The organism is Pseudomonas sp. ZT5P21, from assembly GCF_054897785.1.
This window is the reverse complement of sequence record NZ_CM142705.1, coordinates 5,378,542-5,402,003: the sequence shown is the minus strand read 5'-3', so window position 1 is coordinate 5,402,003 and position 23,462 is coordinate 5,378,542. Positions and strand designations below refer to the sequence as shown.

The 23,462-nt window shown below is 60.3% G+C and carries 29 protein-coding genes; 11 read left to right on the top strand and 18 right to left on the bottom strand.

What is annotated here, in order from left to right:
• Nucleotides 1-29 precede the first annotated feature (29 nt).
• On the top strand, nucleotides 30-884 hold the full coding sequence (gene rpoH / locus ACYZT9_RS25150) for an RNA polymerase sigma factor RpoH (protein WP_007897890.1): 855 nt from the start codon (nucleotides 30-32) through the stop codon (nucleotides 882-884).
• Nucleotides 885-1,080: 196 nt separating this feature from the next.
• Here the strand turns inward: rpoH and mtgA are convergent, their stop codons facing one another.
• Entirely contained in the window at nucleotides 1,081-1,803 is a 723-nt protein-coding gene (mtgA, locus tag ACYZT9_RS25145) for a monofunctional biosynthetic peptidoglycan transglycosylase (RefSeq protein ID WP_462007874.1), read from the bottom strand.
• 74 nt (nucleotides 1,804-1,877) lie between these two features.
• Here mtgA and ACYZT9_RS25140 point away from each other — a divergent pair, with 74 nt between their 5' ends.
• The 4 genes from ACYZT9_RS25140 (at nucleotide 1,878) to trmB (ending at nucleotide 4,121) form a co-directional block, all read left to right on the top strand.
• Nucleotides 1,878-2,258, top strand: coding sequence for a DUF423 domain-containing protein (locus tag ACYZT9_RS25140; RefSeq protein WP_462007873.1), 381 nt, complete (start codon nucleotides 1,878-1,880; stop codon nucleotides 2,256-2,258).
• 71 nt (nucleotides 2,259-2,329) lie between these two features.
• Entirely contained in the window at nucleotides 2,330-2,530 is a 201-nt protein-coding gene (thiS, locus tag ACYZT9_RS25135) for a sulfur carrier protein ThiS (protein WP_462007872.1), read from the top strand.
• Nucleotides 2,531-2,591: 61 nt separating this feature from the next.
• Entirely contained in the window at nucleotides 2,592-3,386 is a 795-nt protein-coding gene (locus ACYZT9_RS25130) for a thiazole synthase (protein ID WP_052964984.1), read from the top strand.
• 9 nt (nucleotides 3,387-3,395) lie between these two features.
• The gene (gene trmB / locus ACYZT9_RS25125; protein WP_084322431.1) at nucleotides 3,396-4,121 is read left to right on the top strand and encodes a tRNA (guanosine(46)-N7)-methyltransferase TrmB; all 726 of its coding nucleotides are present in this window, start codon (nucleotides 3,396-3,398) and stop codon (nucleotides 4,119-4,121) included.
• A gap of 132 nt (nucleotides 4,122-4,253) precedes the next feature.
• On the opposite strand, the gene ACYZT9_RS25120 is transcribed toward trmB, so the two are convergent.
• From ACYZT9_RS25120 to ACYZT9_RS25080, 9 genes are all read right to left on the bottom strand, one after another.
• Nucleotides 4,254-4,577, bottom strand: a complete 324-nt coding sequence (locus ACYZT9_RS25120; RefSeq protein WP_462007871.1) for a DUF3392 domain-containing protein — start codon at nucleotides 4,575-4,577, stop codon at nucleotides 4,254-4,256.
• 22 nt (nucleotides 4,578-4,599) lie between these two features.
• Entirely contained in the window at nucleotides 4,600-5,805 is a 1,206-nt protein-coding gene (hemW, locus tag ACYZT9_RS25115) for a radical SAM family heme chaperone HemW (protein WP_462007870.1), read from the bottom strand.
• Nucleotides 5,802-6,398, bottom strand: coding sequence for an RdgB/HAM1 family non-canonical purine NTP pyrophosphatase (rdgB, locus tag ACYZT9_RS25110; protein WP_462007869.1), 597 nt, complete (start codon nucleotides 6,396-6,398; stop codon nucleotides 5,802-5,804). Before rdgB ends, hemW begins: the two co-directional genes overlap by 4 nt.
• Entirely contained in the window at nucleotides 6,395-6,829 is a 435-nt protein-coding gene (locus ACYZT9_RS25105) for a DUF4426 domain-containing protein (protein ID WP_462007868.1), read from the bottom strand. Before ACYZT9_RS25105 ends, rdgB begins: the two co-directional genes overlap by 4 nt.
• A gap of 26 nt (nucleotides 6,830-6,855) precedes the next feature.
• Nucleotides 6,856-7,476, bottom strand: a complete 621-nt coding sequence (gene metW / locus ACYZT9_RS25100; RefSeq protein WP_462007867.1) for a methionine biosynthesis protein MetW — start codon at nucleotides 7,474-7,476, stop codon at nucleotides 6,856-6,858.
• 7 nt (nucleotides 7,477-7,483) lie between these two features.
• Nucleotides 7,484-8,623, bottom strand: a complete 1,140-nt coding sequence (gene metX, locus ACYZT9_RS25095) for a homoserine O-succinyltransferase MetX (protein WP_462007866.1) — start codon at nucleotides 8,621-8,623, stop codon at nucleotides 7,484-7,486.
• 208 nt (nucleotides 8,624-8,831) lie between these two features.
• Nucleotides 8,832-9,422 carry a YggT family protein gene (locus ACYZT9_RS25090; protein ID WP_462007865.1) on the bottom strand — a complete coding sequence of 197 codons (591 nt, stop codon included), beginning with the start codon at nucleotides 9,420-9,422 and terminating at the stop codon, nucleotides 8,832-8,834.
• 10 nt (nucleotides 9,423-9,432) lie between these two features.
• Nucleotides 9,433-10,251: a pyrroline-5-carboxylate reductase gene (gene proC, locus ACYZT9_RS25085; protein WP_462007864.1), complete on the bottom strand. Its 819-nt coding sequence runs from the start codon at nucleotides 10,249-10,251 to the stop codon at nucleotides 9,433-9,435.
• 35 nt (nucleotides 10,252-10,286) lie between these two features.
• Nucleotides 10,287-10,973: a YggS family pyridoxal phosphate-dependent enzyme gene (locus ACYZT9_RS25080; protein ID WP_462007863.1), complete on the bottom strand. Its 687-nt coding sequence runs from the start codon at nucleotides 10,971-10,973 to the stop codon at nucleotides 10,287-10,289.
• A 57-nt stretch (nucleotides 10,974-11,030) separates the two neighbouring features.
• Between ACYZT9_RS25080 and ACYZT9_RS25075 the strand changes: the two genes are divergently transcribed.
• Complete coding sequence (locus tag ACYZT9_RS25075; RefSeq protein ID WP_462007862.1) at nucleotides 11,031-12,065, top strand: type IV pilus twitching motility protein PilT; 1,035 nt, start codon at nucleotides 11,031-11,033, stop codon at nucleotides 12,063-12,065.
• 104 nt (nucleotides 12,066-12,169) lie between these two features.
• Here ACYZT9_RS25075 and ACYZT9_RS25070 read toward each other — a convergent pair whose 3' ends face one another.
• The gene (locus tag ACYZT9_RS25070; RefSeq protein ID WP_462007861.1) at nucleotides 12,170-12,790 is read right to left on the bottom strand and encodes a C40 family peptidase; all 621 of its coding nucleotides are present in this window, start codon (nucleotides 12,788-12,790) and stop codon (nucleotides 12,170-12,172) included.
• 250 nt (nucleotides 12,791-13,040) lie between these two features.
• Here ACYZT9_RS25070 and ACYZT9_RS25065 point away from each other — a divergent pair, with 250 nt between their 5' ends.
• Entirely contained in the window at nucleotides 13,041-13,460 is a 420-nt protein-coding gene (locus ACYZT9_RS25065) for an NINE protein (RefSeq protein WP_462007860.1), read from the top strand.
• Between the two features lie 140 nt (nucleotides 13,461-13,600).
• Here ACYZT9_RS25065 and ACYZT9_RS25060 read toward each other — a convergent pair whose 3' ends face one another.
• The 7 genes from ACYZT9_RS25060 to gshB all read right to left on the bottom strand — a co-directional run bounded on the left by ACYZT9_RS25060 (nucleotide 13,601) and on the right by gshB (nucleotide 19,610).
• Nucleotides 13,601-14,872 carry a dihydroorotase gene (locus ACYZT9_RS25060; protein WP_462007859.1) on the bottom strand — a complete coding sequence of 424 codons (1,272 nt, stop codon included), beginning with the start codon at nucleotides 14,870-14,872 and terminating at the stop codon, nucleotides 13,601-13,603.
• The gene (locus ACYZT9_RS25055; RefSeq protein WP_007897943.1) at nucleotides 14,869-15,873 is read right to left on the bottom strand and encodes an aspartate carbamoyltransferase catalytic subunit; all 1,005 of its coding nucleotides are present in this window, start codon (nucleotides 15,871-15,873) and stop codon (nucleotides 14,869-14,871) included. Before ACYZT9_RS25055 ends, ACYZT9_RS25060 begins: the two co-directional genes overlap by 4 nt.
• Nucleotides 15,874-15,900: 27 nt before the next feature.
• Nucleotides 15,901-16,404: a bifunctional pyr operon transcriptional regulator/uracil phosphoribosyltransferase PyrR gene (gene pyrR, locus ACYZT9_RS25050; RefSeq protein WP_462007858.1), complete on the bottom strand. Its 504-nt coding sequence runs from the start codon at nucleotides 16,402-16,404 to the stop codon at nucleotides 15,901-15,903.
• A gap of 84 nt (nucleotides 16,405-16,488) precedes the next feature.
• On the bottom strand, nucleotides 16,489-16,926 hold the full coding sequence (gene ruvX, locus ACYZT9_RS25045; protein ID WP_003195067.1) for a Holliday junction resolvase RuvX: 438 nt from the start codon (nucleotides 16,924-16,926) through the stop codon (nucleotides 16,489-16,491).
• Entirely contained in the window at nucleotides 16,926-17,498 is a 573-nt protein-coding gene (locus tag ACYZT9_RS25040; RefSeq protein WP_462010285.1) for a YqgE/AlgH family protein, read from the bottom strand. The genes ruvX and ACYZT9_RS25040 overlap by 1 nt, the downstream gene beginning before the upstream one ends.
• Before the next feature lie 181 nt (nucleotides 17,499-17,679).
• The gene (locus tag ACYZT9_RS25035; RefSeq protein ID WP_462007857.1) at nucleotides 17,680-18,579 is read right to left on the bottom strand and encodes a TonB family protein; all 900 of its coding nucleotides are present in this window, start codon (nucleotides 18,577-18,579) and stop codon (nucleotides 17,680-17,682) included.
• A gap of 77 nt (nucleotides 18,580-18,656) precedes the next feature.
• Nucleotides 18,657-19,610 carry a glutathione synthase gene (gene gshB / locus ACYZT9_RS25030; RefSeq protein WP_462007856.1) on the bottom strand — a complete coding sequence of 318 codons (954 nt, stop codon included), beginning with the start codon at nucleotides 19,608-19,610 and terminating at the stop codon, nucleotides 18,657-18,659.
• 234 nt (nucleotides 19,611-19,844) lie between these two features.
• Here gshB and pilG point away from each other — a divergent pair, with 234 nt between their 5' ends.
• From pilG to ACYZT9_RS25010, 4 genes are all read left to right on the top strand, one after another.
• Complete coding sequence (gene pilG, locus ACYZT9_RS25025) at nucleotides 19,845-20,249, top strand: twitching motility response regulator PilG (protein WP_027926573.1); 405 nt, start codon at nucleotides 19,845-19,847, stop codon at nucleotides 20,247-20,249.
• A gap of 60 nt (nucleotides 20,250-20,309) precedes the next feature.
• Entirely contained in the window at nucleotides 20,310-20,675 is a 366-nt protein-coding gene (gene pilH / locus ACYZT9_RS25020; protein WP_027926574.1) for a twitching motility response regulator PilH, read from the top strand.
• Nucleotides 20,676-20,685: 10 nt separating this feature from the next.
• Nucleotides 20,686-21,234, top strand: a complete 549-nt coding sequence (locus tag ACYZT9_RS25015) for a chemotaxis protein CheW (RefSeq protein WP_462007855.1) — start codon at nucleotides 20,686-20,688, stop codon at nucleotides 21,232-21,234.
• Between the two features lie 148 nt (nucleotides 21,235-21,382).
• Complete coding sequence (locus tag ACYZT9_RS25010) at nucleotides 21,383-23,440, top strand: methyl-accepting chemotaxis protein (RefSeq protein WP_462007854.1); 2,058 nt, start codon at nucleotides 21,383-21,385, stop codon at nucleotides 23,438-23,440.
• Nucleotides 23,441-23,462 lie beyond the last annotated feature (22 nt).

Here is a 23,462-nt window from a genome sequence, read left to right as displayed (position 1 = left end):
CGAGTTATGTAAGTCGGAGGTTTTTTCGTATGACCAATTCTTTGCAACCTGCATATGCTCTGGTCCCGGGTGCTAACCTGGAGGCCTATGTGCACACCGTCAACAGCATTCCTTTGCTGACGCCGGAGCAGGAGCGTGAACTGGCCGAGAGTCTCTATTATGAGCAGGATTTGGGGGCGGCTCGGCAGATGGTGCTCGCCCACCTGCGTTTTGTCGTACATATCGCCCGTAGCTATTCCGGCTACGGTCTGGCTCAGGCTGACCTGATCCAGGAAGGCAACGTTGGCCTGATGAAGGCAGTTAAGCGCTTCAACCCGGAAATGGGTGTGCGTCTGGTTTCGTTCGCTGTGCACTGGATCAAGGCGGAAATCCACGAGTTCATCCTGCGCAACTGGCGGATCGTGAAAGTCGCGACCACCAAGGCTCAGCGCAAGCTGTTCTTCAACCTGCGCAGCCAGAAGAAACGTCTGGCGTGGCTGAACAACGAGGAAGTCCACCGCGTGGCGGAGAGCCTCGGTGTAGAGCCGCGGGAAGTGCGCGAGATGGAAAGCCGCCTGACTGGTCATGACATGGCCTTCGATCCGGCCGCGGAAGCGGACGACGACAGTGCTTTCCAATCGCCGGCCAACTATCTGGAAGACCACCGGTACGACCCGGCCCGTCAACTGGAAGATGCGGACTGGAGCGACAATTCCAACCACAACCTGCACGAAGCGCTGGAAGTGCTGGACGACCGCAGCCGTGACATCCTTTATCAGCGCTGGTTGGCTGAAGAGAAAGCCACGCTGCACGACCTGGCGCAGAAGTACAACGTGTCGGCCGAGCGAATTCGTCAGCTCGAAAAGAGCGCGATGAACAAGCTCAAGTTGTCGATCGCCGCCTAACCTGCGCACCCGGCAATAAAAAACGCCCCGATCATTGATCGGGGCGTTTTTGTGTGTGCCCACTGCTTAACATAGCCCCTGTGGGAGCGAGCTTGCTCGCGATTGGGCCGGTACATTCAACATGAATGTCGACTGACCTGATGCAATCGCGAGCAAGCTCGCTCCCACAGGGGATTTTCGGTGTCTATGGGTTGGGCTACTGGGCCCAAGGCGCGCGACGCGAATCGTTGAGGCTCAACAGATAGCTGTCACCGCCCAACTGACTCATCTGCTGCCGAATCCACCCGGCCCGCCGTGCGACATAGTTGGTCGGGTGACTCGCACTCCAAACCCGTGGATTGGGCAGAACGGCCGCCAGCAAACTCGCTTGCTGGCGCGACAGCGAACGCGCACCGACACCAAAGTGATGCCGAGCCGCTGCTTCCGCGCCAAACACGCCGTCATCCCACTCGACACTGTTCAAGTAAACCTCAAGAATCCGCTGCTTGGGCCAGAGGACCTCGATCCACCCGGTAAACCAGGCTTCCAGCCCTTTGCGCAACCAGCTGCGCCCAGACCACAAGAACAGGTTCTTCGAGACTTGCTGGCTCAATGTACTGGCGCCGCGAACCGAACCGCCCAGCTCGTTGTGAGCCAGTGCGGCGCGGATGGCACCCAGGTCAAAGCCCCAATGCTCCGGGAATTTCTGATCTTCACCGGCAATCACTGCGACTTTCAGATCGTCGGAAATCTCATCCCAAGGCTTCCAGGTACGTTGCAGGTCGATGGGCTCGCCGTCGATCCAGGATTCGATCTTGCGCTCGACCATCAGCGCCGTGCCCGGTGGTGGTACCACGCGAAAAATCAGCACCAGCAATACGCTGCCACCCGCGAACCAGAGCAGGGCCTTCGTGAATCGTCGCAAAAATAAACGCAGCATAGAGATGGCTTGGCCGAACCCGTTGAGCGGGCCATTATACAGACCCTGTTGATCGAGTCTGACTGGAGTTCTTCATGCTGCGTGGCTTTCTGATCCTGTCCGCTTTCTTCGGCTTCACCGGCGTCGCCCTTGGCGCATTTGCCGCCCACGGCTTGAAAAACCGGCTGACCCCTGAATACCTGGCGATCTTCCACACCGGCGTCACCTACCAATTGGTGCACACACTTGCCTTATTGGGTGTAGCGCTACTGGCCACACAGATTCCGGGTCGGCTGATCACCTGGGCCGGCGCCTCGTTTGCCATCGGCATCCTGCTGTTTTCCGGCAGCCTGTACCTGTTGACCCTGACGGGCGTCAGCAAGCTCGGGATCATCACACCGTTCGGTGGCCTGGCCTTCCTGACTGGCTGGTTCTGCCTGGGCCTCGCCGCTTGGCGCTTGCCGCTGACCGCTTGACGCTTGTTGCTGACCTTTAGGTCATGAACGGGCTAGAATGCCAGCCCCTAAAAATGATGGCGGCATTCGGCATGCGCATTCAGTTGAACGGCGAATCCCTTGAACTGCCCGACGGTGAAACCGTTGCGGCCCTGCTGGCCCGTCTGGAACTGACCGGACGACGGGTGGCGGTCGAACTCAATCTGGATATCGTCCCGCGCAGCCAGCATGGGGAAACCACATTGAACGACGGCGATTGCGTCGAAGTGGTTCACGCTATCGGTGGCGGCTAGTCGCCTGGCCCGCAAGGGCACCAGAATTCTGCAAGAACCTCACCCCTACAGAGGATTTCCCATGAGCATCGTTCGTAGCGACAAGCCTTTCGTCCTGGCCGGTCGTACTTACCAGTCGCGCTTGCTGGTAGGCACCGGCAAGTACCGCGACATGGAAGAAACCCGCCTGGCCATCGAGGCCTCGGGCGCCGAGATCGTCACCGTCGCCGTGCGCCGGACCAACATCGGCCAAAACCCGGGCGAACCGAACCTGCTCGATATCCTGCCGCCGGATCGATACACCATCCTGCCGAACACCGCCGGTTGCTACGACGCCATCGAAGCCGTGCGCACCTGCCGCCTGGCCCGTGAGCTGCTCGACGGCCACAACCTGGTGAAGCTGGAGGTGCTGGCGGACCAGAAAACCCTGTTTCCCAACGTCATCGAAACCCTCAAGGCCGCCGAAGTGCTGGTCAAGGAAGGCTTCGATGTAATGGTGTACACCAGCGATGATCCGATCATTGCCCGTCAACTGGCGGAAATCGGCTGTATCGCGGTCATGCCGCTGGCCGGTCTGATTGGCACGGGCCTGGGGATTTGCAACCCGTACAACCTGCAGATCATCCTGGAAGAGGCGAAAATACCTGTGCTGGTGGACGCCGGGGTTGGTACTGCCTCTGATGCCACCATCGCCATGGAGCTGGGCTGCGAAGCGGTGCTGATGAACTCGGCCATCGCCAACGCCCAGCAGCCCATCATGATGGCTGAAGCCATGAAACACGCCATCGTCGCAGGCCGCCTGGCCTACCTCGCCGGCCGCATGCCGAAAAAACTCTATGCCAGCGCCTCCTCGCCGCTGGATGGTCTGATCAAGTAAGAGCCATTGATGACTGAATCAAACGACACGCCTATCCAGACGGAAGAAGGCGACGAGCGCCAACACCGCCGCATCAAGAGTTTCGTGATGCGCGCCGGGCGCATGACCGAAGGCCAGCAACGCGGCCTGGACCAAGGCACACCGCTGTTTGTGCTGCCATTGGCGGATGCACCGGTGGACTTCGACCAGGTATTCGGTCGCTCGGCACCGCGCTCGCTGGAAATCGGTTTCGGCATGGGCCATTCGCTGCTGGAAATGGCTGCCGCCTCGCCGGAACAGGATTTCATTGGCGTGGAAGTGCACCGTCCGGGTGTTGGCGCGCTGCTCAATGGCGTGCTGACTCAAGGCCTGACCAACCTGCGTGTCTACGATTGCGACGCGATCGAAGTGCTCAACCGTTGCATCGCCGACAACAGCCTCGACCGCCTGATGCTGTTTTTCCCGGATCCGTGGCACAAGAGCCGCCACCACAAGCGTCGTATCGTTCAGGCGTCGTTCGCTGAACTGGTGCGCAGCAAGTTGAAGGTCGGCGGTGTGCTGCACATGGCCACTGACTGGGAACCGTACGCCGAGTACATGCTGGAAGTGATGAACGTTGCGCCGGGTTATCGCAACCTGGCCGAGGACGGCAAGTGCGTGCCGCGCCCGGCTGAACGCCCGATCACCAAGTTCGAGCGCCGTGGCGAACGTCTTGGGCATGGCGTGTGGGATCTGAAGTTCGAAAAGCAGTCCTAAGTCGTAACGCAGTAAAAACTGTGGGAGCGAGCTTGCTCGCGATGGCGGCCTGACAGTCAACTGAGATGTTGAATGTTATGGCCTCATCGCGAGCAAGCTCGCTCCCACAGTTGTTTCCGGTTGTAGCTGAAGTCAGCGGCGGTCGGCCACAACGCCGATGAGCACCAGCACCACCAACAACACCGGCGCCAGGCTGTAGTTGTTGAACTGGCTCAAGCCGCGGATGATCCACGGCGTGGCGTAGATCAGCGCGAGCCCGCTGCCGACCATGCACAACAGGGCCATCAGCGGTACGCGCAAGGCGCCGGCGATGCTGCCCAGGCGTTGGTCGACCCAGCCTTTGATGTCCGCGCCGAACAACACCAGCAAACAGCCCACCAACGCCAGCGAGATTTCCGACAGGTTGCTGCGGCTCCAACGGGAGACGGTGGCGAGCAGGTCGAGTATCAAATCCATTCGTTTTCCCTTAAGGCTGAAATCAGCTCAGAAATTTTTGCAGCAAGTCATTGAGGAACAGTTGACCGCGCCCGGTGGCCGCCAGACGTGACGGTTCGACCTGCAACAGGCCGCTTTGTTCGGCGTCGAGGCGGCCTTCGGCCAGGCTTTCCAGGCTCAGCCCGGTGCGCTCCGGGTACAGCCGCGATTCGACGCCCTCGGTCAGGCGCAAGGCATTCATCAGGAACTCGAACGGTAGTTCATCGTTGGTCAGGGCTTTTTCGCCGGCCGTGAAGCTTTTCGCCGGGTTCAGGTAGTCCTTCGGCAGGCGCGTCTTCCAGGTGCGCACGATGCGTCCGTCCGGATGGCTAAGCTTGCCGTGGGCGCCGGCACCGATGCCGATGAAGTCGCCAAAACTCCAGTAATTGAGGTTATGCCGCGCCGGGCGACCGGGCTGGGCATAGGCAGAGACTTCGTATTGCGCGTAACCGTGCTCAGCCAACAGCGCCTGACCCGCTTCCTGAATGTCCCACAACGTGTCGTCTTCCGGCAGCGTCGGCGGCTGGTTCCAGAACACCGTGTTCGGCTCCAGCGTCAGCTGATACCAGGACAAGTGCGTCGGCTTCAAGGCGATGGCCTGGCGTAAATCGCTCAGGGCATCGTCCAACGACTGACCGGGCAAACCGTGCATCAGGTCCAGGTTGAAGTTATCGAACCCGGCCTGACGCGCCATGCCAGCGGCTCGCGCCGCTTCATCGCCATTGTGAATCCGGCCCAGCGCCTTGAGTTTCTCTTCCTGAAAGCTCTGGATGCCGATCGACAGCCGATTGATGCCCAATGCGCGGTAAGCGACGAACTTCTCTTGTTCGAACGTGCCCGGATTGGCCTCCAGGGTGATTTCAATGTCGCTGGCAAACGGTATCCGTTGCTCGACGCCTTTGAGCAAGCGGCCCAAGGCTTCGGCGCTGAACAGACTCGGCGTACCGCCACCAAAGAAGATCGAGCTCAGTTCACGGCCGTAAACCGCGTGCAGGTCCTGATCGAGATCGGCCAGCAACGCGTCGACGTATTCCTGCTCCGGCAGCACCGGGCTGGCGGTGTGGGAGTTGAAGTCGCAATAAGGGCATTTGCGCACACACCACGGGATGTGGATGTACAGCGCCAGGGGCGGCAGCGTTGGCAATGCGGCCCGAGGCGATTGTGCGGCACCGCCGAAAATCAGCGGTGACGCGGATGAGTCGCGGGTCATTTCAGGCCCAGACGCTGGCGCAGCAGATCCATTGCACGGGCGCGGTGACTGATGAGGTTCTTGTCGCTCGGGCTCAGTTCGGCGCTGGAGCAATCGCGCTCGGGCACCCAGAACAGCGGATCGTAACCAAAACCGTGTTCACCGCTGGCTTGAGTCAGGATGCGGCCGTGCCACAGACCTTCGCAGAGGATCGGCAATGGATCGTCGGCATGACGCACCAGCGCCAGAACGCAGACAAACTGCGCGCCGCGCTCGGCTTGCGGCACGTTTTTCAAGGCATCGAGCAGTTTGGCGTTGTTCGCCGCATCGCCTTGGCCATCGGCATAACGAGCCGAGTAGATCCCCGGCGCGCCGCCGAGGAAATCCACCGCCAGCCCCGAATCGTCGGCCAGCGCCGGCAGCCCGGAAATGCGCGCAGCGTTACGGGCCTTGAGGATGGCGTTCTCGACGAACGACAAACCGGTTTCTTCAGGCTCGACGCTGCTGAACTCGCCGATCGAGCGCAGTTGCACCGAGTCGCCGAGCATGGCCTGGAGTTCCTTGAGTTTGCCGGCGTTGTGGCTGGCCAGTACGAGTTGCGTGAAGTTCATCATTCGCCGGGGAAAAGCTCTTGGTTGAAATTGATGGTGTTGATTTTGTCACCGTTCTGCACCTTGATCTCGAAGGTGCGGATTTCCTGCTGGTCGACCGGGAACTGGGCGATGTAGTAGATCGCGCCTTGTTCGGTGATCTGTTTGAATTTCAGTGGCACGGTCTGGCTGGTCAGGTCTTTGACCGAGCCGCTGACGTTGGAGACCAGCGGTTTGCCATCCTTGATCACCGAGACGTTGATCACGCCCTGGTTCTTGCTGCGATTCAGCTCGGCCGATTTGGCGATGTCCGGCGTCAGGAAAGTGGAATTGAACGTGTTGTAGTGCACCGTCACGTCGCCAAAGGTTTCCTGGCGCTCGCCCTTGATGACTTCGGCGGCCATGGCGGTGACGCTTAGGCAGGCAGAGAGTAAAAACAATGCTAGACGACCCATGATCGTTCTCCTTGGAATGTCGTGGTTCAGACCGCGACCTTGTGGTCTTGCAGCCCCGGGCTGCTGACGCGGTAGATACCGATCTCACCTAACAGATTAGGCCATAGCTTACTGGCCCACCCGTGCCGATGCTGTTGATCCACGGCAAGCCGATCAATGACCTTGGCTTCACGTCCGCGGCAAAGGGCTTCAAAGTCTTCGAAGGTGCAGAAGTGGATGTTCGGCGTGTTGTACCAGGTGTACGGCAGAAACTCCGATACCGGCATCCGGCCCTTGCTCGCCAGGTACCAGCGGCAGCGCCAGTGACCGAAGTTGGGAAAGGTGATGATGCACTGGCGACCGACCCGCAGCATTTCGTCGAGGATTTTGTCCGGGTAGTGTACGGCTTGCAACGCCTGGGTCATGACCACGATGTCGAAGCTGTTGCTGGCAAAGTTGCCCAAGCCCTTGTCCAGGTCCTGCTCGATGACGTTGATGCCTTTGGCCACGCACTCGGCGATGTTGTCCGGGTCGTTTTCCAGGCCGTAACCGGTAACTTGCTTGTTGTCGCGCAGCCACGTCAGCAGCTCGCCGTCACCGCAGCCGAGGTCAAGCACGCGGCTGCCGGCGGGGATCCATTCCTGGATGATTTCCAGATCAGCTCTCATGGCGTTCTCACAACGTAATTCGGTTCATGTAATTGCTGAACGCCTGCAAGTAACGCGGGATCGGAATCAGGAAGGCGTCGTGGCCTTGCGGAGCGTCGATCTCGAGGTAGCAGACGTCTTTCCTGGCCGCCATCAGCGCGTCCACCAGTTCCCGCGAGCGGGCAGGGGAGAAGCGCCAGTCGGTGGTGAAAGACATCACGCAGAACTTGGCCGAGGCGCTGGCGAAGGTTTTCGCCAGGTCATCGTCGAAGTTTGCCGCCGGGTCGAAGTAGTCCAGCGCCTTGGTCATCAGCAGGTAGGTGTTGGCGTCGAAGCGTCCGGAGAATTCCTCGCCCTGATAACGCAGGTAGCTTTCAACCTGGAACTCGACACTGTGGAAGTCGTAGTTGAGCTTTTCGCTCTTGAGGCCACGGCCGAATTTCTCACCCATGGAATCGTCGGACAGGTAAGTGATGTGCCCGACCATCCGTGCCAGCATCAAGCCGCGCTTGGGGATCACGCCCGCTTCCTGGAACGAACCGCCGTGGAACTCAGGGTCGGTGAGGATTGCCTGGCGTGCGACTTCGTTGAAGGCGATGTTCTGTGCCGAAAGCTTGGGTGCCGAGGCGATGGCCAGGCAGTGCCGCACGCGATCCGGGTAGGTGATGGTCCACTGCAACGCCTGCATGCCGCCGAGGCTGCCGCCAATCACGGCCGCCCATTGGCTGATGCCGAGCAGGTCGGACAAGCGCGCCTGACTGTGCACCCAGTCTTCCACGGTCAGCACCGGGAAGTCGGCGCCGAAGGGCTTGCCGGTTTCCGGGTTGACGCTGCTCGGGCCGGTGGAACCGTTGCAACCGCCGAGGTTGTTCAGGCTGACGACGAAGAATTTAGTGGTGTCGATCGGCTTGCCGGGGCCGATGCAGCTGTCCCACCAACCGGGTTTGCGGTCGTCGGGGCTGTGGAAGCCGGCAGCGTGGTGGTGACCGGACAAGGCGTGGCAGATCAGCACGGCGTTACTCGCCGTGGCGTTCAGCGTGCCGTAGGTTTCGTAAATCAGGTCGTACGCCGGGAGCGAACGGCCGCAGGCCAGGGCCAGGGGTTCGCTGAAGTGCGCCATTTGCGGCGTCACCAGACCAACAGAATCGGGGGGAAAGGCAGTTGGCATCGACCCTGCTCTCGTTGAAATGAGGCGTAAGTCTAAAGACCGGTGGGGTCAGCGGCAAGCAAAGGCCCGAGCTGATTTTCTTCAGTTGGACCTAGGTGCATTCATTGCGAGCAAGCTCGCTCCCACATTGGAATGCATTCCCTTGTGGGAGCGAGCTTGCTCGCGATGAACGATGACACGGTCAGCCTCCCGTGCGCTGAAGATCGGGTCAAATCAGCAGGCGCAGGATTTCCGGCATCATCGTCATCGCGGCGAGGTTGTTGATCACCAGCATGTCGATCAGCTTGAGCACCAGGAACGCGAGGATTGGCGAGATATCCAGACCACCGAGGTTGGGCACTATCTTGCGAAACGGCGCCAGTGCCGGCTCGCAGATCTGGTTCACCAGCTCGGCGCCCGGGTTGTGGCTGCCCGGGGCGACCCAGGACAGAATCACGCTGATGATCAGGGCAAAGAAGAAAATCTTCAGGAACAGTGCGGTCACGCCGATCAGCGACCAGATCAGCAATTGCAGCGGGTTGCCGGTGGTGCCATAGGTCAGCAGCAGCGTCAGGGCCATCAACGCCAGTTGCACGAGGATCGCCAGCACCAGTGAGGACATGTCCAGACCAAACATGCTCGGGATGATCCGGCGCAGCGGCTTGAGCAGCGGCTGAGTAGCCTTGACGGCGAACTGGCACAGCGGGTTGTAGAAGTTCGCGCGCACCAGTTGCAACACAAAGCGCAGCAGCACGATCAGCAGGTAGAGGCTGCCGAGGGTTTGCAGCACGTAAACCGCTGCAGTGTTCAATCCAATCATGTAAGGCTCCTTATTGACCCAATTGTTCGGCCATCTCGGCCGAGCGGTGCGCAGCGGCGCCAAGTGCTTTTTCTACCAGCGCTTCGAAGCCGCCAGCCTGGAACGATTTGATTGCAGCTTCTGTAGTGCCCGCCGGCGAGGTCACGCGGCGACGCAGTTCAGCGGCGTCGACATCGCTGGAAACCGCCATGTGCGCGGCGCCCAGCGCGGTTTGCAGGGTCAGTTGGGCGGCAATGTCTGCCGGCAGACCAAGCTTCACGCCCGCGGCGGTCATGGCTTCGATCAGCAGGAAGAAGTACGCGGGGCCCGAACCGGAAACGGCGGTGACGGCGTCCAGTTGCTGTTCTTCGTTCAACCACAAGGCGATGCCCACGGCCGACAGCAATTCTTCAGCCTGTTGGCGTTGCTCAGCGCTCACCTCGGCGGTGGCGAACAAACCGCTCACGCCCTGGCGCAGCAGCGCCGGGGTGTTGGGCATGCAGCGCACGATCGGTTGCGCGCCGAGCCAGTTGTTCATGCTGGCGCAGGTGATGCCGGCAGCAATCGAGACCACCAGCTGATTGGGCTTGAGGCTCGGGCGAATCGCTTCGCACACGGCTTTCATCGCCTGGGGTTTGACCGCCAGCACGACCACGTCCGCGCCTTGAATGGCCTCGGCGTTGTCGGCGAATACTTCGATGCCGTGTTCAGCGTTCACTTTGGCGCGGGTTTCAACGCCCGGGTCGCTGGCGCGGATCTGCGCGGCGTCCAGACCTTTGGCGCGCAGGCCGCCGATCAGGCTGGCGGCCATGTTGCCGGCACCGATAAAGGCAATACGAGTCTTGCTCATGTCAGGTCCTTATAAAGAGAAGAGTCAGCCATTGTTCATGGTTGACCGTAGTCGCGGGCGCCAAACAGGGCCGTTCCGATACGGACCCAGGTGGCGCCCATGGCGATGGCCGATTCAAGATCGTGGCTCATGCCCATGGAAAGTGTGTCGAGCGGCAGGTTCAGGCTGGCTTGCAGGCTTTGTACGGCAGCAAAAGCGGCATCCTGAGCGGCGCGATCTTCCGTCGGCTCGGGGATCGCCATCAACCCGCGCAGCTTGAGGCGCGGCAGTTCGTTGATGGCGTGGGCCAGGGCGGGCACGTCGGCCGGGGTGCAGCCGGACTTGCTGGCTTCACCGCTGACGTTGACCTGGATGCAGATGTTCAGTGGCGGCAGATCGGCAGGACGTTGTTCGGACAGGCGTTGTGCGATTTTCAGACGATCCACGGAATGCACCCAGGCGAAGTGCTCGGCGATGGCGCGAGTCTTGTTCGATTGAATGGGGCCGATGAAGTGCCAGATCAAGGGCAGGTCGGCCAATTCGAGCTGTTTGCCCAAGGCTTCCTGCAGGTAATTCTCGCCAAAGTCGCGCAGGCCGGCGGCGTGGGCTGCACGCACGGCGTCAGCGGGCTTGGTCTTGCTCACGGCCAATAGCTGGACGCTGTGTTCGTCACGGTGGGCGGCAAGGGCGGCAGCTCGGATGCGTGAACTAACCAGTGCAATGTTGTCTGCTATCGTGGACATTCAAGAGGCGCCAGCGGGTCTGAGGTTGGCGGCATTCTACTGGAATTGAGGAGTGCTATGGATATCACTGAACTGCTGGCGTTCAGCGCCAAACAAGGCGCGTCCGACTTGCACCTGTCGGCGGGCCTGCCACCGATGATTCGCGTCGACGGCGATGTGCGGCGCATCAACCTGCCGGCCCTGGATCACAAGGAAGTGCATGAGTTGATCTACGACATCATGAACGACGTCCAGCGGGTGGACTTCGAGAAGCATCTCGAAACCGACTTTTCCTTCGAAGTACCGGGCGTGGCGCGTTTTCGGGTGAACGCCTTCAACCAGAATCGGGGGGCCGGCGCCGTATTCCGGACCATTCCGTCCAAGGTCCTGACCATGGACGACCTGGGCATGGGGGAAGTGTTTCGCAAGATTACCGAAGCGCCTCGCGGCCTGGTGCTGGTGACCGGCCCAACCGGTTCCGGAAAGTCCACCACCCTGGCGGCGATGATCGATTACCTGAATAGCAATCGCCATCACCATATCCTGACCATCGAAGACCCGATCGAATTCGTCCATGAATCGCGCAAATGCCTGATCAACCAGCGTGAAGTCCATCGCGATACCCGCAGCTTCGCCACCGCCCTGCGCTCGGCGCTGCGGGAAGACCCGGATGTGATCCTGGTGGGGGAGATGCGGGATCTGGAGACCATTCGTTTGGCGCTGACCGCTGCCGAGACGGGTCACCTGGTGTTCGGCACGCTGCACACCACGTCGGCGGCGAAAACCATAGACCGGGTTGTGGATGTATTTCCGGGGGATGAAAAGTCGATGGTGCGTTCGATGCTGTCCGAATCATTGCTGGCCGTGGTGTCGCAAACGCTGGTGAAGAAGATCGGCGGCGGGCGCATCGCGGCGCACGAGATCATGCTGGGGACGTCGGCGATCCGTAACCTGATCCGTGAAGACAAAGTCGCGCAGATGTACTCGTCGATTCAGACCGGCGGGAATCTGGGGATGCAGACGCTGGATATGTGCTTGAAGGAATTGGTGACCAAAGGCCTGATCAGTCGCGAGCATGCGCGGGAGAAGGCGCGGTCGCCGGATAGTTTTTGAGCACTTTAAAGCAAAAGATCGCAGCCTTTGGCAGCTCCTACGCAGGGGTTCGCGGTTCCCTGTAGGAGCTGCCGAAGGCTGCGATCTTTTGATCTTGCTTTAAATCAGCGCTGAACGACCTGCAAGGTGTTCTTCTCTTTCGGCATAACCCGCTTGGCAACCACGTAGTGGCTTTCCCAGTACGGTTTCTTCAGCGTATCGATGGTCACCGACTTGCCACGGCGCGGTGCGTGGATAAAGCGGTCGTTGCCCAGGTAGATGGCAACGTGATTGACGCGGCGGCTCTTGATGTTAAAGAAAATCAGGTCGCCGGGTTTCAGATCCTTACGATCGACTTTCTCGCCATGACCGCTGGCCATGGCATTGGAGGTGCGAGGCAGGTCGAACGTGTCGTCGTTGAACGCGTATTTCACCAGGCCGCTGCAATCAAACCCTTTACTTGGGCTGCTGCCGCCCCAACGGTAGGGCGTACCAAGGACGTTTACGGCGCGGCTCAACACGTTGCTGCTTTCCTTGTTCGCCATTGGCGGGACAAGCTTGCTGTTGGCTTTGCTCAGCGAAGTCGATTGCTTGGCGATTTGCTTGTTTTTGCTCGACGGAGCAGAAACATGGGATTTGGGGGTGTAACCATTAACGTTAGGAAGACGTTGCTCACGATTGGTGGCGTGGGCGGCCAGTGGCATCAAAAGGCAAATGGTTAGCCATGTCTTGAAAAATGGACGCATTAGGCAGGGCTCATGTAGGTTAGCGCGAAACTTTATAACAGCTTTTTTTGTCATTCCGAGGCCGTTGGTCGATTCAACATGGCGGCCAACGGAACCAAATGCGCGGCAAATGGACGCAATTGTCGGACAGAAGTCAGGTGCTATAAGGCTTTGACGGGAGACAAGGTAACATTTGCCATACGTCGGCCACCTGTAAAAAAGTCACAAAGAATTCAAGAATATTTATCTATCGTGTGATTCGAGGTCCTTCATGAACACCTATCAACACCCCGTTCCGCATCAAGACACCCACAGCAAGATGATCGGTTACCTGCTGTGGATTTTCGGTTTTACCGGCGCGCACCGCTTCTATTACGGCAAGCCGGTGACCGGGACGATCTGGTTTTTCACTTTCGGTTTGCTGGGCATTGGCTGGCTGATCGACCTCTTCCTGATCCCGTCCATGGACCGTGAAGCGGACCTGCGTTTTACCGCCGGACCGGTGGAATACAACGTCGCGTGGATTTTGCTGACGTTTCTCGGGGTGTTCGGCGTTCACCGGATGTATCAGGGAAAGTGGATCAGCGGCTTGCTGTACCTGGTGACGGGTGGGTTGTTCTTTCTGGGGGTTTTGTATGACTTCTGGACGCTGAATGATCAGGTGTCCGTGCGCAACGCGCAGCGCCGTTGATCAATTGTGGCGAGGAGATTTATCCCCGTTCGACTGCGTAGCAGTCGCAAATCAGCAATCGAGTTCTTTCTGAAAGAACATGGCTGCTTTGCTTGGGGCCGCTTCGCAGCCCAACGGGGATAAATCCCCTCGCCACAGTATTACGCCTGGTGACTGATGCGCCCATCCACCAGGGTGTAACGCACTACACCCGGCAAGCTATGCCCAATGAATGGGCAGTTCTCACCCTTGGACAGCCAGGTTTCTCCGGCCACGGTCGATGCCGCCGGATCAAACAACACAATATCCGCCGGCCCGCCGACGGCTAACTTGCCCGCCGGCAAGCGCAACGCTTCGGCTGGCCCGGCGCTCAGGCGCGCCAGCAGCGTCGGCAGGTCCAGCAAACCATCTTCCACCAACGTCATCGCCAACGGCAGCAACAGTTCGACACTGCTGATCCCCGGCTCAGTCGCACCGAACGGCGCCAGTTTGGCATCCCGTTCGTGTGGCTGGTGATGGCTGGAGATGGCCGAAACCACCCCCGACTTCACCGCCTCGCGCAGGCCGTCGCGGTCGACACGGGTGCGCAGCGGCGGCTGGACGTGATAGAGGCTGCTGAAATCGATCAGCGCTTCATCGGTCAGGATCAACTGATACAACGCGACATCGGCCGTCACCGGCAAACCGCGGGCCTGAGCCTGAGCAATCAGGGCCACGCCGCGAGCGCTGGTCAGTTGACTGAAGTGTGCGCGCACGCCGCTTTGCTCGACCAGCAGCAGATCCCGCGCCAGAGCCACGGTTTCAGCGGATTCAGGAATGCCCGGCAAACCGAGGAAACTGGCGGTCGGGCCTTCATGCGCCAAACCACCTTCGGCCAGATCATGGTCCTGCGAGTTGAAAATCACCGTCAGGTCGAAGGTCGCCGCGTATTCCAGCGCACGGCACAGCGTGCGGGTGTTGCGGAAGCTTTCAAGACCGTTGCCGAAGGCCACGCAACCGGCATCGCGCAAAGCAACGAGCTCTGCAAGTTGCTCTCCTTCCAGGCCTTTGCTCAGCGCGCCAATTGGGAAAACCTTGGTGTTGCCGGCCTCGCGGGCGCGGTCGAGGATCAGTTCGGCTACGGCCGAAGTGTCCAGCACCGGTTTGGTTTTCGGCGGGCAGCACAGGCTGGTCACGCCGCCGGCAGCGGCGGCGCGGGTTTCGCTGATGATCGAGCCTTTGCGGCTGTAACCCGGTTCGCGCAAGGCGACGTTCAGGTCAACCAGCCCCGGCGCAGCCACAAGGCCTTGGGCGTCGAGGGTATCGACGGCCACGAAACCGGCCGGCGCGGCGCCGATAGCGACAATCTTGCAGGCTTCAATGTGAATATCAGTCAATTGATCCAGGCCGCTGGCTGGATCGATTACACGGGCGCCGAGAATGCTGAGCTTCACTGGGCGTTCTCCTGCTCGAATTGGCGCTGGGCAGTCTGCCCGCTCATGGCCATGGACAACACAGCCATACGAATTGCGATGCCGTAGGTCACTTGGTTAAGAATCACCGAATGCGGGCCGTCGGCCACCGCCGACTCAATTTCCACGCCACGGTTGATCGGTCCCGGGTGCATGACGATGCAATCCGGTTTGGCGCCGGCCAGGCGCGCGGTGGTCAGGCCGAACAGGCGGTAGAACTCGCCTTCGCTTGGTAGCAGGCCACCGGTCATGCGTTCACGTTGCAGGCGCAGCATGATCACCACATCGACGTCTTTCAGGCCTTCGGTCATGTCGGTGTAGACCTTCACGCCGTATTGCTCGATGCCGATCGGCAGCAGGGTTTTCGGTGCGATCACGCGGATGTCCGGGCAACCGAGGGTTTTCAGCGCCAGCATGTTCGAGCGCGCAACCCGAGAGTGCAGGATGTCGCCGACAATGGCGACCGAGAGGTTCTCGAAACCGCCCTTGTGCCGACGGATCGTCAGCATGTCGAGCATGCCTTGGGTCGGGTGGGCGTGACGGCCGTCGCCGCCGTTGATGATCGCCACTTGCGGGCACACGTGTTCGGCGATGAAGTGTGCCGCGCCGGAATCACCGTGACGCACGACAAACATGTCGGCGGCCATGGCTTCCAGGTTGCGCAGGGTGTCGAGCAGGGTTTCACCCTTGCTTGCCGACGACGTGGACACGTTCAAAGTGATCACGTCCGCCGACAACCGCTGGGCTGCCAGTTCGAAGGTGGTGCGGGTGCGGGTGGAGTTCTCGAAAAACACGTTGCACACGGTCTTGCCGCGCAGCAACGGGACTTTCTTGACCGCCCGGGCGCCGACTTCGAGGAACGAGTCGGCGGTGTCGAGGATTTCCGTCAGCAGCTCGCGGCGCAAACCGTCGAGCGAGAGGAAGTGGCGCAGCTGGCCCTGATCATTGAGCTGCAGCGGGCGCTTGGTTTCTAGAGGCGTCATCGCGAGGGGGACTCTCAATAGGGCGAATTAAAGGGCGAGGTCTTGCAGTTCGAGCTTGAGCTCCGGGCCGGACAGCTTCACGCGCTCGTGGGCCGCCAGCGACAGGGTCGCGCCCACCACATTCGGGCGGATCGGCAGTTCACCCGCGTCCAGGTCCAGCAGGCACACGAGCGTCACGCTGGCCGGGCGGCCGTAGTCGAAGAGTTCGTTCAGGGCGGCGCGGATGGTGCGGCCGCTCATCAGCACGTCGTCGATCAGCACCAGGTCCTGACCTTCGATCTCGAACGGCAGTGCCGAGGGGCGCACTTGCGGGTGCAGGCCGTTCTGGCTGAAATCGTCGCGATAGAAGGACACGTCCAGCGTGCCGAGCGGCGAATCGTTGCCCAGTTCCTCGAGCAACGCCTGGGCGACCCACACGCCACCGGTACGAATACCGATGTAACGCGGTTCGCTGATGCCGCGGTGTTCCAGATGTGCCTTGAGACGGATCGCCATCTGGCTGATCAGTTCGGCGGGATTGGGCAGGCTCATGGTTGCTCCTTCTTGGGCCCGGGCCGGGCGGTGCTTGTGGGGTGGCTCGGGTTGTCGCTATAGAGAGTCGCTTGTCACGGCTCTTCAGGATTCGAACAGTGCGGTGTTTTCGTCGAGCCAGCCTTGCAGCAGCAGGGCGGCGGCGATGGCGTCTACCGGGTTGTCGCGGTAACTGCCTTTTTGCCCGCCACGATCACGCCGTTCGCCTTTGGCTTCGAAGGTGGTCAGACGTTCATCGTGGGTATAGAAGGGCAGGTTGTAGCGGCCGTTGAGGCGGCGGGCGAATTTTTCGGCCCGCAGGCACATGTCGCTCGGCGTGCCGTCCATGTTCAACGGCAGGCCGACCACCACGGCGTCGGGTTTCCACTCTTTAATCAGTGCTTCGACCTGATTCCAGTCGGGCACTCCGTTCTGTGCCTTCAGCGTGCACAGCTCGCGGGCCTGGCCGGTAATCACCTGGCCGACCGCCACGCCGATCTGTTTAGTGCCGTAGTCGAACCCCAGGATCAGGCGCAGGGCCATTAGGCGTGCCCCGCCTGGCTGGTCAGCAGGCTGAGATTGACGCCGAGGTGTTTGGCCGCCGCTTCGAGACGCAGTTCGCTGCTGGTGTTGAACAGGATGTCGGCGTCGAACGGGCAAGTGAGCCAGGCGTTCTGGGCCAGCTCTGCCTCAAGCTGCCCGGCTTCCCAGCCGGCATAACCCAGGGTGATCACACTCTTGGCCGGGCCGACGCCATCGGCGATGGCGAACAGCACATCCTGGGAGGTGGACAGTGACAGATCGCCTTCCAGATCAACGGTCGCCTGAAACTTCTTGCCCGAGGGGTGCAAGACAAAGCCGCGATCGGTCTGCACCGGGCCGCCGATGAAAACCGGTACATGTTGGCAGAGGATCGGCGGCTCGATATCGGGGCGCAGTTGCTCGAGGATATCGGCCAGGTTCAGGTCTTGCGGACGGTTGACCACCAGCCCCATGGCACCATTGGCCGTGTGCTCGACGATGTAGGTCAAGGTGTGCGCAAAGTTCGGGTCGGCCATGTGAGGCATGGCGATCAGGAAGTGATGCTTGAGGTAGCTGGGGCTGACGTTCTTCATGTGCGCTAGTGTGGCGTTGGAGGGGCGAACTGACAAGCCGGGGATGTGTTGGAAATGCCGCAAATCTGTAGGAGCGAGCTTGCTCGCGATGAACCTGAGGACACCACGGGGTGTCAGGCATGCAGCGTTATCGTTGACGACCATCGCGAGCAAGCTCGCTCCTACAGGAGATTAGTGGTGGTCAATTGCTGGAAAGTCTGTCCCCGCGCGCAAACTTCCACGTCCGAATGATTTCCAGTCGGTCGATATCCGCCAAATCCCCGGTAAACGGCGAAAACGGCGCCGCGAGCCTGACGATGCGCTGCGCCGCCTGATCCAGCAGCGGTTGCCCGGACGATTCAAGCACGAGCACTTCATACAGCGAACCGTCGCGGTTGATCGAGACCATCAGGCGCAAGTTGCCGTAAATCTGTTTGCGTCGGGCTTCGTCGGGGTAATTGAGGTTGCCGATGCGCTCGACCTTCTTGCGCCATTCGTCCTTATACCAGGCACCTTTGTCACGCATGGTCGAGGCAGCGCTCAGGCGGTGGATGCGCGGGCGCTTGGCGTACAACTGTTGTTCGTTGGCCAGTTCCGCTTCCAGGCTGGCGATGTCGCTGGACAGCTGTTCAACGTCGAACGTCGGCGCGGCAATGGCTGGTTTGGTGGCGGGTTTGGGTTCTTCGGTCTTGGCCGCGGCTTTTTTCGGCTTCGGTGCGACGGTGGTCACGGCAGCCTTGGGCGGCGCTTCCTGCACTTCAGGCTTGGCGGCCGGCGGAGGCGTGACTTTCTGCACCTTGTTGTCCTGGAACGGCGCGACCTCGGTGGTCTTGGGAATCGCCTTTTTATCCAGGGTGCCGCTGCCTTCCTGATTTTCTTGGGCGAGGAAATCAGCTTTCGTCGGTTTCTTTTCGCTTTTGAAGGTGGCGAGGGTGATTTCCAGGGTTTTGCTGATCTGCTTGGGTTCAACCATCGTGAACCCGACGCCTAACAGCAAGGCCAGATGAATCAACGCCGCAAGAAACAGGGTAAATCCGAGGCGATCGGCCGGGCGCACGCCACGATGGGCGAGTTCAGGGGGCAGATCGGACGGAAGTGTCATGACAAGAAAACCAACATCGCGTTTTTCACAGGCCGCGCATGATAACGCAATGTCGGTTTCATCTTGGGTGTTCTATATCAACGAGCCTTGAGCTTCTGATCGATGGCATCCATCAGCAGGCCGCCGATGTCGGTGCCGAATGCATTATCAATCTCGCGAATGCAGGTCGGGCTGGTCACGTTGATTTCGGTCAGGTGCTCGCCAATCACGTCCAGACCCACGAACAGCAGGCCTTTCTCGCGCAGGGTCGGGCCGACCTGGGCGGCGATCCAGCGATCCTTGTCGCTCAACGGACGGGCTTCGCCACGACCACCAGCCGCGAGGTTGCCACGGGTTTCGCCAGCCGCCGGAATCCGCGCCAGGCAATAATCCACCGGCTCGCCGTCGATCATCAGGATGCGCTTGTCGCCGTCCTTGATCGCCGGCAAGTACGCCTGGCCCATGATCTGCTGGGTGCCCAGCGCAGTCAGGGTTTCAAGGATCACCGACAGGTTCGGATCGCCCGCGCGGTGACGGAAAATCGAGGTGCCGCCCATGCCGTCCAGCGGCTTGAGGATCACATCGCCATGTTTGGCGGCGAACTCACGCAGCACGTCGGCGCGGCGGCTGACCACCGTGGGCGGCGTGCATTGCGGGAACAGCGTGGCTAACAGTTTTTCATTGCAGTCACGCAGGCTCTGCGGCTTGTTGACCACCAGCACACCCGCGCGCTCGGCTTGCTCCAGCAGGTAAGTGGAGTAGACGAATTCCATGTCGAACGGCGGATCCTTGCGCATCAGGATCACGTCCAGATCGCTCAGCAGCGCGTCGGTCTCGGTGTCGAGTTCGAACCATTTTTCCGGGTTGGCGAAGACTTTCAGTGGCCGCATCCGTGCCCTGGCTTCACCTTCGCCCTGGTACAAATCCCGCTGTTCCATATAGAACAGTTCCCAGCCGCGCTTCTGTGCGGCCAGCAGCATGGCCAGCGAGCTATCCTTTTTATAGGAGATGCTGGCAATAGGATCCATGACAATCCCGACGCGAACGCTCATGGGTTTTTCCTCGAATCTGGGTGCCGGAACGGCTTTGAAAAAGTGGCGTCAGAGTGGCGCCCAGTGTGTTCCCGGTCAAGGAAAAACGACTGCACAGGTCGCCCGATAGATTGGATTTGGAGACTGTGCTAAAAAGGCTGCCATGTCGTGCTGGCCCTTGAGCATCAAGGTTTCCAGGCCACCGAAGATTCGTAAACGGACAAATTGATTCGCAAAGGCGACGGTAGGGCATTTATGGACCAGCATTCCAGCGCCTTGAAGGTCATGGTGATCGACGATTCGAAGACGATTCGCCGCACCGCCGAAACGCTGCTGAAAAATGTGGGGTGTGAGGTCATCACGGCCATCGACGGTTTCGATGCCCTGGCCAAGATTGCCGACAATCACCCCGGCATCATCTTTGTCGACATCATGATGCCGCGTCTGGATGGCTATCAGACCTGCGCCTTGATCAAGAACAACAGTGCGTTCAAGTCCACGCCAGTGATCATGCTGTCGTCCAAGGACGGGCTGTTCGACAAGGCCAAGGGGCGCATCGTCGGTTCCGATCAGTTTTTGACCAAGCCTTTCAGCAAGGAAGAACTGCTGAACGCGATCCAGGCCCATGTACCGGGCTTCGCCGCCGTTTTGCCGCAGTAGGACACGCACAGTGACGCTCGGCCAGCGGGCCCGGCGTCGACAAGAAGAATGGGGAAAACCATGGCACGTATTCTGATCGTCGATGATTCGCCGACTGAAATGTACAAACTGACCGGCATGCTGGAAAAGCACGGTCATGAAGTATTGAAAGCTGAAAACGGCGCCGACGGCGTGGCGCTCGCCCGTCAGGAAAAACCCGACGCCGTGCTGATGGACATCGTCATGCCCGGCCTCAACGGTTTCCAGGCGACCCGTCAGTTGACCAAAGACCCGGACACCGGGCACATTCCGGTGATCATCATCACCACCAAGGACCAGGAAACCGACAAGGTCTGGGGCACGCGCCAGGGTGCCAAGGATTACCTGACCAAACCGGTCGACGAAGAGACCCTGATCAAGACCCTGAACAACGTGCTGGCCGGTTGATCGTCCGGCCATGAACGAGTCGCTGACGGCTTTCGAACTGCTGCTGCAAATCGACCAGCGCTGTCGTCTGCTGGCGGCGTATCTGCCGTCGCAGCCGACCCGGCAGGACAGCTGGAGCGGTATCGGTTTTCGCTTGGGCGAGCACTGGTACGTCGCGCCCATGGGCGAAGTCAGCGAAGTCCTGCACGAACCACGGTTCACGCAACTGCCGGGGGTCAAACCCTGGGTCAAGGGCGTGGCCAACCTTCGCGGGCGCTTGCTGCCGCTGATGGATTTGTGTGCCTTCTTTTCAGATAAAGAGCTTGGGCACGAATTGTCGGCGGTGCGCAAACAGCGGCGGGTGCTGGTGGTGGAGCATAACGACGTGTTTGCCGGGTTGATGGTCGATGAAGTTTTCGGCCTTCAGCACTTTGCCCAGGACAGTCTGGAGCCGGTAGATGCGTTGAATGGCCCGATTGCACCGTTCATAAAAGGCCGGTTTCCGCGCGAGCAGAATTGGCAGGTGTTCAGCCCGTTTGCATTGGCGCGGTCACAAAGCTTCATGCACGTCGCTGTGTAAACGCGGCCCCCTGTAGGAGCGAGCTTGCTCGCGATGGACGCAAGGGCGGCGTGCTTATTCAGAAAACACGCGTCATCGTTAACGTCCATCGCGAGCAAGCTCGCTCCTACAAGGGCGTCGTGGAATTGGGTAGTACAGGCGAGGACCGATGATAAAAGCAAAAACAGGCAAGCCAGAAGGGTCGCGCAGTCGGTCGCAAATCATCGCGCTGTTCATCGCGCTGATTGTTTTCATCATGCTGCTGTTCGCCAACTTCGCTTACCTCAACACTCAAGCTACGTACGATAAACAGTACATCGGCCACGCCGGCGAGCTACGCGTGCTCTCTCAGCGCATCGCCAAAAATGCCACCGAAGCTGCCGCCGGCAAGGCTGCCGCGTTCAAGTTGCTCAGCGATGCGCGCAACGATTTCGCCCAGCGCTGGGGTTATCTGAAGAAGGGCGATCCTTCCACCGGCCTGCCACCGGCCCCGGCCACCGTGCGCCCGGAAATGCGCGCCGTGCAGATGGACTGGGAACGCCTGCTGAAAAACACCGACGCCATCCTCTCCAGCGAACAGACGGTTTTGTCGCTGCATCAAGTCGCCGCCACCTTGGCCGAAACCGTGCCGCAATTGCAGGTCGAATACGAAAAAGTCGTCGAAATCCTCCTGCAACGTGGCGCGCCGGCCGCTCAGGTTGCGATGGCCCAGCGTCAGTCGCTGTTGGCCGAACGTATCCTCGGCGCGGTGAATACCGTGCTGTCCGGCGACGAAAATTCGCAACAGGCCGCCGACGCTTTCGGTCGCGACGCCGCCCGTTTCGGTCAGGTGCTGACCGGCATGCTGCAGGGCAATCCGGCACTGAAAGTCAGCCAGGTCGAAGACCACGATGCCCGCGCCCGGTTGATCGAGATTTCCGAACTGTTTGAATTCGTCTCGGGTTCGGTGGATGAAATCCTCGAAACCTCGCCGGAGCTGTTCAAGGTCCGCGAATCGGCGACCAACATTTTCAGCCTGTCACAAACCCTGCTCGACGAAGCCTCACACTTGGCCACCGGGTTCGAAAATCTCGCCGACGGCCGCAACACCGACACCATTGGCGGCTACGTGCTGGGCCTGCTGGCGCTGATGTCGATCATCCTCATAGGTCTGGTGATGGTGCGCGAAACCAATCGTCAGTTGCGCGAGACCGCCGAAAAGAACGAGCGCAACCAGAACGCGATCATGCGCCTGCTCGACGAAATCGAAGACCTGGCCGATGGCGACCTGACCGTTACCGCGTCGGTGACCGAAGACTTCACCGGGACCATCGCCGATTCGATCAACTATTCCGTGGATCAGCTGCGCGATCTGGTGGCAACGATCAACCTCACCGCCGGCCAGGTCGCCGCCGCCGTGCAGGAAACCCAGGCCACCGCGATGCACCTGGCGCAGGCCTCCGAGCATCAGGCCCAGCAGATCAGTGAAGCCTCCACCGCGATCAACGACATGGCGCAATCCATCGATCAGGTCTCGGCCAACGCCGCCGAATCTTCGGCAGTCGCCGAGCGCTCCGTGGAAATTGCCAACAAGGGCAACGAAGTGGTGCACAACACCATCCACGGCATGGACAATATTCGCGAGCAGATTCAGGACACCGCCAAACGCATCAAACGCTTGGGCGAGTCTTCACAGGAAATCGGCGACATTGTCAGTTTGATTGATGACATTGCCGATCAGACCAACATCCTCGCGCTCAACGCCGCGATCCAGGCCTCCATGGCCGGTGACGCCGGGCGCGGGTTTGCGGTGGTGGCCGACGAAGTCCAGCGGCTGGCCGAACGTTCGTCCGCTGCGACCCGGCAGATCGAAACCCTGGTGCGGGCGATTCAGGCCGACACCAATGAAGCGGTGATTTCCATGGAGCAGACTACCTCCGAAGTGGTGCGCGGCGCGCGTCTGGCGCAGGATGCCGGTGTGGCCCTGGAAGAAATCGAAGGCGTGTCGAAGACCCTCGCGGCATTGATCCAGAGCATTTCCAACGCCGCGCAGCAACAGACGTCTTCGGCTGGTCAGATTTCCCTGACGATGAACGTGATCCAGCAGATCACCACGCAGACTTCGTCCGGCTCCACCGCCACTGCCGAGAGCATTGGCAACCTGGCGAAAATGGCCAGCCAGCTGCGGCGCTCGGTGTCCGGGTTCACCTTGCCGGCCGCCAAGGCGCAGACTGTGGACAAAGTGTGAAACGCCCGTCGATGTATGTTTT